We start from the raw sequence: 9,468 nt of genomic DNA, 5'->3' as shown, positions 1-9,468 counted from the left end.
GTGAGTGCGGCGTCGAAGTCATCGCTGATTCGGCAGCCCGGAAACTCTTCGCGTGCAGGCAGCATCGAAGCGGGGCCGCACAGCGCAACCGAGCCCGCGCCAAGCGCGTGCAGGCCATGCACGTCCGAACGCGCCACGCGCGAATGGCGAATGTCGCCGCAGATCACCACGTTCAGTCCATCGACGCGGCCCTTGCGGTCGCGAATCGTGAGCAGGTCGAGCAGGCCCTGGGTTGGATGCGCACGGTTGCCGTCGCCGGCATTGAGGATCGCTGCCTGTCGCGCATGCGCGGCCACTTGCGCTGGCGTGCCGGTTTCCTTGTGACGCACGACGAAGGCATCGGCGTCCATGGCTTCGAGCGTGGCCAGCGTGTCCTCGGTGGTTTCGCCCTTGCTCGTCGACGAGCTGGCGATGTCGAAGTTGACCACCAGGGCACCGAGCCGGCGCGCGGCGAGATCGAAGCTCGTGCGTGTGCGCGTGGAAGCCTCGAAGAACAGATTGACCACGGTGCGGCCGGCCAGATGTTGCGGCAGGGCGCGCTGCGTGTGCCATTGCTCGCGCAGGCGGGCCGCGTCGTCGAGCAGGTTCTCGATCAGCGCACTTGGCAGGCCATCGAGCGTGAGCAGATGGCGCAGGCGGCCATCGGCGGCCAGTTGGGGAGCGGCTGTCATGGCTGTCCTGTCGATGTCATTGGGCGCTGGCGAACCATTGATCGAGAATCACCGCGGCGGCTACGGCGTCGAGCTCGGCGGCATCCTTGCGCCGCGCCGCGCCACTTGCACGCTCGCGCGCAAAACGTCGCGCGGCTTCCTGCGAACTGCCGCGCTCGTCGGCCAGATGCACGTTGCGTGCGTAGCGTTTCTCGAGCGCGCGCGCGAACTCGCGCGCGCGTCGGCTCATCGGCTGCTCGCCGCCGTCGAGCGTGAGTGGCAGGCCGACCACGAATTGCTGTGGTTGCCAGTCGCTGATGAGCGCATCGAGCCCACTCCAGTCATCGCTGGCGAGAGTGCGCAGTGCGCGTGCGCCAGCGCCCAGTGGATGGCCAATCGCAACGCCGATGCGACGCGTGCCCACGTCGAAGGCGAGGACTGGACCGTCAGGCGTGGCCGGCATGGCTGGCGAGCTGGGACAGGTTGACGCCAAGCAGATGCGCAGCCGCCTGCCAGCGTTCGTCGAGCGGCGTCTCGAACAGCAAGCCTTCGTCGGCGGGCGCGGTCAACCAGTGATTGTCGACGAGTTCCTGTTCGAGCTGTCCCGGGCTCCAGCCCGAATAGCCGAGCGCGACCAAGGCATGGCGCGGACCGTTGCCGGCCGCGATCGCGATGAGGATGTCGCGCGAGGTGGTGACGCTGATCTGCTCGGAAATCGCGAACGAGGATTCCCAGGCCCCGCCCGCCGTATGCAGCACGAAACCGCGCTCGGGCTGCACCGGACCCCCGATCAGCACCGGCGCATCGACGACCTCGCTGAGGTTGGACTGCAGATTCATCTGCGCGAGCACGTCGCCCAGGCGATATTCGGACAGGCGGTTGATCATCAGCCCCATCGCACCGTCCTCGCCATGCTGGCACAAGAGGGCGACACCGCGCGCGAAGGTCGGATCGCGCAGCGACGGCATCGCTATCAGCAACTGGTTCGAAAGTGGGGTCGCTACAGCCATAACCGGTCCTTCGGCACCAAAGACGCCGCGCGCCGACGCGATGCCGGGCAGTTCAAGGAAATATGCCGGGGCTAGCGGTGACGTAGTTCGTCGTAACATTGCCAGTCGAGAATGGTGCTCCGTGCGAATTCCCGTAGAAGGTATTGCTGATCTGCACTTTGGTATTGGTCCCGTTCGTGGTTTGGACGGCGGGGAAGCCTATCCCCGAAACATTCCATTCCCTGAAAAAACTGTCGCTGACCAACACATAGTTGTAGTCACCGTCGACGTAAATAATATTATTGGCAGCGTTCGTAGCGTCAAGTTGCGACACCGATGCGGACACATGATTCGCGGTAATTGTAAGAGCGGCATACGCATAGGGCGAGGTTGCGCAGAATTGCATCTTGTTGACTAAAACACCATTCGTATAGTCAGCACTTATCCGGATGCCAGTGGCACAGGAGTCACAGTCGAATCCGTTGATGCGCGGTCTGCTTGTATACCCCGTTGCAATGCTCTGAATGTTACCGGGGGTCTTGCCGAATTCGATGCCAGTATAGTAGCCATAAGTGAAAATTTGCGAAAAGAACGGATTGTCGTTCCGATAGCTTCGGATGCCAAAACTAGCTGCCTTGGTGAAATTCAAGACGGAAGTGTCGCCCGACCAGAATGGCCAGAAGTGAATGTCGTTGATTCGAATGATGTCCAGTGCGCAGTCGATAACTATGCCTTGGTGCAGCGGCTGGCCGCGCACATTGTTTATGTATATTTGTCCGACGGCCCCGAGTCCATTTGCAGATGGGCATGTGTCAGACTGAATGCGTATCCCGTTTGCGGGATTGAGAAGCATGACGTCCTCAATATTGACGCGACTTCCCACAACGGCAACCTGAAACGCATAATCTTGGTAAGGTGCCCAGCCTGGTCCGGGAGTCGGTTGCACTTGGGTAAATTTGACTCGCTTGAGTGTGGTTCCCGTGCTCAGTTTGAACATCTCGCCCAAGTATGCTCTGGTTTGAACGATCGTGGACGCTTCGCCGACGCCTTCAACCACTACGTTTGTTGGAATGGTGACGGTGTGTGCAAAAAAGTAGGTCCCAGCAGGTATGTGCAAGACGCCACCTGAGTTCGTGGTACTGGCAAGCAGGTTTGCGCGACACTGGAATGCCAGCGAGTCATCGGTTGTTCCATCACCTGTTGCAATCGTCGCGCAACCGCGTACCGCATTTTTGACATCGAGAACGCTGTTCAAATTTGCGGTTTGCGCTGCGCCGCTCGCGGAAAACAGTGCCAAAAGAAGTCCTACGAAGGCTTTCATGCGTCAACTCCTTACAGTAATGGTGCTACATAGATGTCTAAGTGGGCGCAGCCATTTTCCATGAGTGCGCGATCATGCTCTCTCCAAGCGTTCATGACGGTGGTAGGGTTATGCATCGTGGTTTCGCCACCATCCGGTTCTAGTATCGTCAAGACACGCGCATAAGAAAACAGCATCTCTAGATAGGAGATTGGTTCATATTTTCCGTTTTCAGCAAGGCATTTCGGGTGGAATTCCGTAAGTATTCTTGGTTTGCATCTCGTGATCGTCTTTTCAAAGCCCTTCCACGCGTGCGGCTCGAAGCCTTCGATATCCATCTTGATGACATCCACTGAATCGATATTCGGTAGCAGATCGTCCAAAGCAAACGTTTGCGCAATGAACTGTGGAAGGATGTTCTTGTTGTCATCGTACCGAAGCGAACCGTTTGACGTCCCGGCGCCGGTGTCGAGCGGGACAAAGGCGTGGCGATCTGACGCTCCGCATTGCAACACGTGCACATTATTGAAATCGTTGTAGTGGCATGTGGCATAGATCAGTTGCGCGTTCTTGTCCATCGGTTCAATGGCCACGACTTTGCCCGATGGCCCTACAGCGTGCGCCGCCATCGCAGTGAAGTACCCGATATTCGCGCCTATATCGACGAATGTCATGGAAGGAAGCAGGATCCGCTTCAACTTTTCTGAAACGTGGCGCTCCCAAGCACCATTCTCCAAAATGGAGCGCCCGATAGCCGAATCGCCAGCGCTCACAAATATCGAGTAGCCGTCCTGTTCAATCTTGGTTACTTTGTTTTGGTTTGCCTGACGGGCATGGAATTCCGCAGAGTCTAAAAATGTCGCAGCGACGTCCGATACGCTGATCTGAGTAGTGCTCACCATGCGCGCGTAGTTCCGAAAACCGCTTTCATCAGGCTCTCGGCCTAGTAGGAGGCGATATGCAAATCGAATGTCATCGTTAGTGGCTTTCACAAACCAACCCTCGCCGATTGCGTTGTGCGGAGACGCGTCCGCGTATTCACGGATTCTACAACAAATGTCCGCGCTGCTCGGGTGCGACAGGCAGCACGTGCGCCAGCACACGCTTGTTGCGCTTCTTTGCATCGTCAACGCGTCTGCAGGCTGTCACCGGACTCACCGGGCAGGAATTGCCAGGTGCGCGAAATGTAGAGCTCATCGACCTTTTCCTTGGTCTCGGGCAACGGCGGGAACGGCTCGGCGAGCCGGGTGATGCGAATGGCGGCGTCATCGAGCACCTTGTGGCCGCTGGATTGGATGATGTCGATGCTCTTGATGCTGCCGTCCCGCTGGATGCCGACGGTGAGCACGAGCTGGCCGTGCAGTTGGCGGCGGCGCGCCTCGTCGGGGTAGTTGAGATTGCCGATGCGCTCGATGCGCGCGACCCAGGCACGCATGTAGGCGGCGAATTCGTATTCCTTGGTGTTGGCGGAGATGTACTTGCGCTTGGGACGCTTGGCGTATTGCTCGGATTCGCGCCGGACTTCCTGCGCGAGCCGCGCCATTTCCAACCTGCGTTGCTCGGTCTCGGCGAACGGACGGTCGGGCTGCGATTCGGCTTGCGGTGCCTGTTCCTGGTCGGGCACGCCATAGCTCGACTTGCGCTGCGTCAACAGACGCGTCGGCGTTGCCGTCGAGGCCTGCGGCGAACCATCTTCTAGCGGCACGGGCGCAATGCCCGGGGTGGCCTTGGGCTGGGGTCCCGACAACGGCTGGGCAGGCCGATGGGCCTTGTCGGATTCCCCGCCGCCGCTGTTGCTGGCCTGGGCGATGAAGTCGGCCTGCTCCGGCTTTTCGCGATTGGCCGACTGCACGAGGATCACGTCGATCGTGGGCAGGGAAGGCGTCGCCTTTTCGAACTCGAACACGATGCCGAGGGCAATCACCGCATGCGCAACGATCGAGAACAGCAAGGTGACGCCAAGGCGGTCGCCGCTGCCGGTGGTGGCATCCCTCATCGCCGTGTCGCTCCGGCCGCGAGTCGATCGAATAGCAGCCCGGCGATGTTGATGCCGAATTGCGCATCCAGTTCGCGGGCGCAGGTCGGCGAGGTGACGTTGACCTCGGTGAGCCAAGCTCCGATCACGTCGAGGCCGACGAAGCGCAGGCCGCGGCGAACCAATTCCGGACCGACCTGAGCGGCGATCCAGCGATCGCGCTCGGACAGCGGCACGCCCACGCCCTTGCCGCCGGCAGCCAGATTGCCGCGGAATTCGTCACCCTGCGGGATGCGGGCCAAGGCCCAGGGTACGGGTTCGCCGTCGATCATGAGGATGCGCTTGTCGCCCGCGCTGATCTCGGGAATGAATTTCTGCGCGATCGCAAAGGCATGGCCGTTGCCGGTCAGGGTTTCGAGAATCACGTTGAGATTGGGATCGCCGTGGCGAGAGCGGAAGATGCTGCGCCCGCCCATGCCATCCAGTGGCTTGAGCACGACTTCGCCCTGCTCGGCCACGAAACGCTTGAGTTCAGCCGCTTCGCGCGCAACCAGAGTCGGCGCACAGCACTGGGGAAAGCGCAGCGCGAACAGTTTCTCATTGGCATCGCGCAGGCCACGCGGGTCGTTCACCACCTGCACGCCCGCTGCCTGTGCCAGTTCGAGCACCATGGTGTCGTAGAGGAACTGGGCGTCGACCGGCGGATCCTTGCGGGCCAGCGCGATGTCGATGCCGGCCAGTGGTTGCCACTGCTCGGCGCCGAGCCGGAACCACTCGCGCTCGTCGTCGCGCACCTCCAGTGGCGCCAGCCGGCCCCAGGCCGCACCATCGCGGATCGCCAGCGCGTCCTGGGTGGCGTACAGCAGCGCATAGCCGCGCCGCTGCGCTTCCAGCAGCAGGGCGAGGGTGGTGTCCTTGTGCGGATGGATCGCGGCGATCGGATCCATGACAACGACGAGTGATGCGCTCATGCGGCAGTTCCGGGTCACGAGGGTGCGAGCATAGCTGGCGCGGCGTTTGCACGATGCTGCGGCGGTGCGTCACATTGCGCCGTTGAGCGCGCACTTGCGCGCCGTCGGTAAATGTGACGCAGCTCGCACATGGGGTCTGCACAGGATAGCAAGCGGCGCCGGCAGGCGGTGGTGTTGCGGGCATGAAAGTTGCGTGTTTTCATGTGTTTGGCGCGACAACTTGACAGCTTAACCAAGCATGATGGATAACGGTGCCCCAGTCCTGCGGAGCACCGCGCGTGCGATGTCGGCAGGCTCGGGCGCAGGCATGTCAATTGCATGGTGACGGGGACGCGTCGCGCACGATCACGATGCGGTCCCGATATTCGGTGAGCGGCGAGGGGGTCAGGTGGACGACACGAAAGACAGCGGGCTGAGCGGCATCAAGGTCATGGTCATCGACGATTCGAAGACCATCCGCCGCACGGCTGAAACCTTGCTCCGCAAGGAGGGGTGCGAGGTCGTCACTGCGGTCGACGGCTTCGAGGCGCTGGCCAAGATTTCCGACCAGCAGCCGCAGATCATCTTCGTCGACATCATGATGCCGCGGCTGGATGGCTACCAGACCTGCGCGCTCATCAAGAACAATCAGTTGTTCCGGAACACCCCGGTCATCATGCTGTCGTCCAAGGATGGCCTGTTCGACAAGGCGCGCGGCCGCATCGTCGGCTCGGAACAGTACCTGACCAAGCCATTCACACGCGAAGAACTGCTCGGCGCGATCCGGCGCTACGTCGAGAAGGCCTGAGCGGGGCTTGCCATTGGATCGAGGGGAGCAAATGGCGGTCATGCGACACATCGAGAATCGGTACGGGCGAGCGGCGCAGCCGCGTTGCGCGCGGGGCATGTCGGTGCCGGCTGCCGGCAGGGCGGGGGTGCCATGAGCGGTCACGACAGCTTTGCGATGCCCTACGAGATCCTTGCCTCCTACGAGGCGCGCAGCCTTGCGCACGTCGCCGGCGCGCCCGAGCAGGTCGAATCGGCCGGATTGTGGCGCGGCATCGGTTTTCGCGTCGCCGATCGCCACTTCGTCAGCAGCATCGCCGAGGTCAACGAAATCCTCACCCTGCCGGCGCTGACCGCCGTTCCCGGCGCCAAGGCCTGGCTGCTCGGCATCGCCAACGTGCGCGGCAACCTGGTACCGGTGGTGGACCTGCGCGAGCTCGTGCTCGGCGTGCGCAGCCAGGCCAGCGACAGCACGCGCGTGCTGGTGGTGCGCCAGATCGGCGGCAGCGTCGGCCTGCTGGTCGACGAAGTGCTCGGCCAGCGCAGTTTCAGCGAAGACCAGCTCGCCGCCAGCGTGGGCGAGGCGGATGAGAATTTCGGCCATTTCGTCGGCGAGAGCGTGCAGCTCGGCGACATCCAGTGGGGTTTGTTCAGCATGGCTGCGCTGGTGCGCAGTCCACAGTTCCAGCAGGCAGCGGCATGAGCGCGTCCGCTGCAGCGCCGCGCGTGCGGCATGACGTGACAGGGGGTGAAGCGTGAGTACAACGATGAGTGCGACGGGAACCGATCGCGGACGCGCCAACACGGTGTTGTTCGTGCTGCTCGGCTTGTTGTTTGCGGTCGCGATCGCGGAGTTTGCGTTCCTGTACTTCAAGAACGCCCAGGACCGCCAGGCGATCAACTACACGACGCAGATCCAGGTGTCCTCGCAGCAGCTCGCCAAGTTCGCCTCGGAAGCGGCCGGCGGCAACGAGCTGGCGTTCAAGGAGCTGGAAGGCACCAGCAAGAACATCGACGTCTACGTCGACGCGCTCAACAAGGGTGAACAAAAGCTCGGCGGCATGCCCAGTTACGCCGGCGAGGCCAGCGTGGCGCCGACCCTGGCGACCCTGACCAAGGCCTGGGGCATGCTGCGCGCCGATGCCAAGAACATTCTCGACAACAAGAACGTCATCCTGAGCGCCAACACGAGCGCCAAGGACTTCACCGACAAGTTGTCGGCGCTGAACTCGCGCATGAGCGAGGTCGTCAACATCCTGACCGACCGCAACGCCAGCGCCTCGCAGGTCTATGTCACCTCGCGCCAGATGCAGCTGGCCGACCGCATGGGTGGTCGCGTCACCAAGATCCTCGCCGGTGGTGCCGACACCCAGGCTTCGGCCGACGGCCTGCAGCGCGACTCGCGCCTGTACGAGACGGTCGTGGCCGGTCTGCTCAATGGCGCGCCCGAACTCAACATCAAGCCGCTCGACAACGCCGCGGCCAAGCAGATCGTCGAGGACGTCGCCACCCAGTGGCTGTCGGTCAACGAACCGATCAAGACGATCCTCGAGTCGGCCAACAACCTGCAGGTGGCCAAGGACGCCGCCGACAAGTCGTTCAACGACAGTCAGGACGTGTTGCTGGGTGCCTCGCGCATGGCGCAGCTGGTCGATGGCCTGTCGAGCAAGCGACCACTGGCCAATCCGCTGATCGGCGCCGCGGCCGCCGCCGCCGCGATGCTGCTGCTGCTGTTCCTGGGCCTCAACCTGTTCCGCGAGCAGCGTCGTCGCCTGCAGGCCACCAACGAACTCAACCAGCGCAACCAGGACGCGATTTTGCGTCTGCTCGACGAGATGGGCTCGCTCGCCGAAGGTGACCTCACGGTCAAGGCGACGGTTACCGAGGACATCACCGGCGCGATCGCCGACTCGGTCAACTTCGCGGTGGAAGCGCTGCGCAGCCTGGTGACCACGATCAACGAAACCGCGGTGCAGGTATCAACCGCGGCGCAGGAAACCCAGTCGACCGCCATGAGCCTGGCCAATGCCGCGCAGCATCAGGCGCGTCAGATCAGCTCGGCGTCGGTGGCGATCAACGACATGGCCCACTCGATCGACACCGTGTCGAAGAACTCGGCCGAAAGCGCCGACGTGGCGCAGCGTTCGGTGCAGATCGCCGCCAATGGCGCCCAGGTCGTGCGCCAGACCATCGAAGGCATGGACTCGATCCGTGACCAGATCCAGGAAACCTCCAAGCGCATCAAGCGCCTGGGTGAGTCCTCGCAGGAAATCGGCTCGATCGTCGAACTCATCAACGACATCGCCGAGCAGACCAACATCCTCGCCCTCAACGCAGCCATCCAGGCGGCGTCGGCGGGTGAGGCGGGTCGCGGCTTCGCGGTGGTTGCCGACGAAGTGCAACGCCTCGCCGAACGCGCCTCGGGCGCGACCAAGCGAATCGAAACGCTGGTGCAGACGATTCAGTCCGATACCAACGAGGCGGTCAGTTCGATGGAACAGACCACCTCCGAAGTGGTGTCCGGCGCCCGTCGCGCCGAGGATGCCGGCCAGGCGCTGGGCGAGATCGAAAACGTGTCGAACAACCTGGCGACGCTGATTCAGGGCATTTCCACTTCAGCGCGCCAGCAGTCGGTGGCGGCGTCCAACATCTCGTCCACGATGAACGTGATTCAGGACATCACTTCGCAGACATCGGTCGGCGCCAGTCAGACTGCCGAGTCGATCGGCAACCTGGCCCAGCTCGCGGCCAACCTGCGTCGCTCGGTCGCCGACTTCAAGCTGCCAGGCTGAGGAACGTGATGAGCAGGCGCCATCCG

At 62.3% G+C, this 9,468-nt stretch carries 10 protein-coding genes; 3 read left to right on the top strand and 7 right to left on the bottom strand.

The window, feature by feature from the left end; all coding sequences use genetic code 11:
• From pyrB to gshB, 7 genes are all read right to left on the bottom strand, one after another.
• Positions 1-671, bottom strand: a 671-nt coding sequence (pyrB, locus tag KF903_RS09300) for an aspartate carbamoyltransferase catalytic subunit (RefSeq protein ID WP_291213925.1), incomplete at its 3' end; no start/stop codon positions are given.
• A 16-nt stretch (positions 672-687) separates the two neighbouring features.
• A complete protein-coding gene (gene ruvX / locus KF903_RS09295; protein WP_291213923.1) occupies positions 688-1,113 on the bottom strand; it encodes a Holliday junction resolvase RuvX in 426 nt (141 codons plus the stop codon).
• Complete coding sequence (locus KF903_RS09290) at positions 1,097-1,660, bottom strand: YqgE/AlgH family protein (RefSeq protein ID WP_291213921.1); 564 nt, start codon at positions 1,658-1,660, stop codon at positions 1,097-1,099. Before KF903_RS09290 ends, ruvX begins: the two co-directional genes overlap by 17 nt.
• 52 nt (positions 1,661-1,712) lie before the next feature.
• Entirely contained in the window at positions 1,713-2,960 is a 1,248-nt protein-coding gene (locus KF903_RS09285) for a glycosyl hydrolase family 28-related protein (protein ID WP_291213919.1), read from the bottom strand.
• Between the two features lie 11 nt (positions 2,961-2,971).
• Complete coding sequence (locus KF903_RS09280; RefSeq protein ID WP_291213917.1) at positions 2,972-4,063, bottom strand: FkbM family methyltransferase; 1,092 nt, start codon at positions 4,061-4,063, stop codon at positions 2,972-2,974.
• A 2-nt stretch (positions 4,064-4,065) separates the two neighbouring features.
• Positions 4,066-4,935, bottom strand: coding sequence for an energy transducer TonB (locus KF903_RS09275; protein ID WP_291213915.1), 870 nt, complete (start codon positions 4,933-4,935; stop codon positions 4,066-4,068).
• Positions 4,932-5,885 (bottom strand): glutathione synthase, encoded by a 954-nt coding sequence (gshB, locus tag KF903_RS09270; RefSeq protein WP_291213913.1) that lies wholly within the window; start codon positions 5,883-5,885, stop codon positions 4,932-4,934. Before gshB ends, KF903_RS09275 begins: the two co-directional genes overlap by 4 nt.
• 430 nt (positions 5,886-6,315) lie before the next feature.
• On the opposite strand from gshB, the gene KF903_RS09265 reads away from it, so the two are divergent.
• The 3 genes from KF903_RS09265 (at position 6,316) to KF903_RS09255 (ending at position 9,442) form a co-directional block, all read left to right on the top strand.
• Complete coding sequence (locus KF903_RS09265) at positions 6,316-6,672, top strand: response regulator (RefSeq protein ID WP_291213936.1); 357 nt, start codon at positions 6,316-6,318, stop codon at positions 6,670-6,672.
• A gap of 132 nt (positions 6,673-6,804) precedes the next feature.
• Positions 6,805-7,353 carry a chemotaxis protein CheW gene (locus KF903_RS09260; protein ID WP_291213911.1) on the top strand — a complete coding sequence of 183 codons (549 nt, stop codon included), beginning with the start codon at positions 6,805-6,807 and terminating at the stop codon, positions 7,351-7,353.
• Between the two features lie 64 nt (positions 7,354-7,417).
• Positions 7,418-9,442, top strand: coding sequence for a methyl-accepting chemotaxis protein (locus KF903_RS09255; protein ID WP_291213909.1), 2,025 nt, complete (start codon positions 7,418-7,420; stop codon positions 9,440-9,442).
• Positions 9,443-9,468 lie beyond the last annotated feature (26 nt).

Origin of the sequence: Dokdonella sp. (assembly GCF_019634845.1) — a bacterium.
Taxonomy (GTDB): domain Bacteria; phylum Pseudomonadota; class Gammaproteobacteria; order Xanthomonadales; family Rhodanobacteraceae; genus Dokdonella_A.
The sequence above is the reverse complement of the archived record's forward strand: the minus strand, read 5'-3'. Positions and strand labels throughout refer to the sequence as shown.

Bases quoted from the DNA above. Each gene is read 5' to 3' on its own strand.
- KF903_RS09260 (WP_291213911.1), top strand. From the start codon at position 6,805: ATGAGCGGTCACGACAGCTTTGCGATGCCCTACGAGATCCTTGCCTCC.
- KF903_RS09265 (WP_291213936.1), top strand. From the start codon at position 6,316: ATGGTCATCGACGATTCGAAGACCATCCGCCGCACGGCTGAAACCTTG.
- KF903_RS09275 (WP_291213915.1), bottom strand. From the start codon at position 4,935: ATGAGGGATGCCACCACCGGCAGCGGCGACCGCCTTGGCGTCACCTTG.
- gshB (WP_291213913.1), bottom strand. From the start codon at position 5,885: ATGAGCGCATCACTCGTCGTTGTCATGGATCCGATCGCCGCGATCCAT.
- KF903_RS09285 (WP_291213919.1), bottom strand. From the start codon at position 2,960: ATGAAAGCCTTCGTAGGACTTCTTTTGGCACTGTTTTCCGCGAGCGGC.
- ruvX (WP_291213923.1), bottom strand. From the start codon at position 1,113: ATGCCGGCCACGCCTGACGGTCCAGTCCTCGCCTTCGACGTGGGCACG.
- KF903_RS09290 (WP_291213921.1), bottom strand. From the start codon at position 1,660: ATGGCTGTAGCGACCCCACTTTCGAACCAGTTGCTGATAGCGATGCCG.
- KF903_RS09255 (WP_291213909.1), top strand. From the start codon at position 7,418: ATGAGTGCGACGGGAACCGATCGCGGACGCGCCAACACGGTGTTGTTC.
- KF903_RS09280 (WP_291213917.1), bottom strand. From the start codon at position 4,063: ATGCAAAGAAGCGCAACAAGCGTGTGCTGGCGCACGTGCTGCCTGTCG.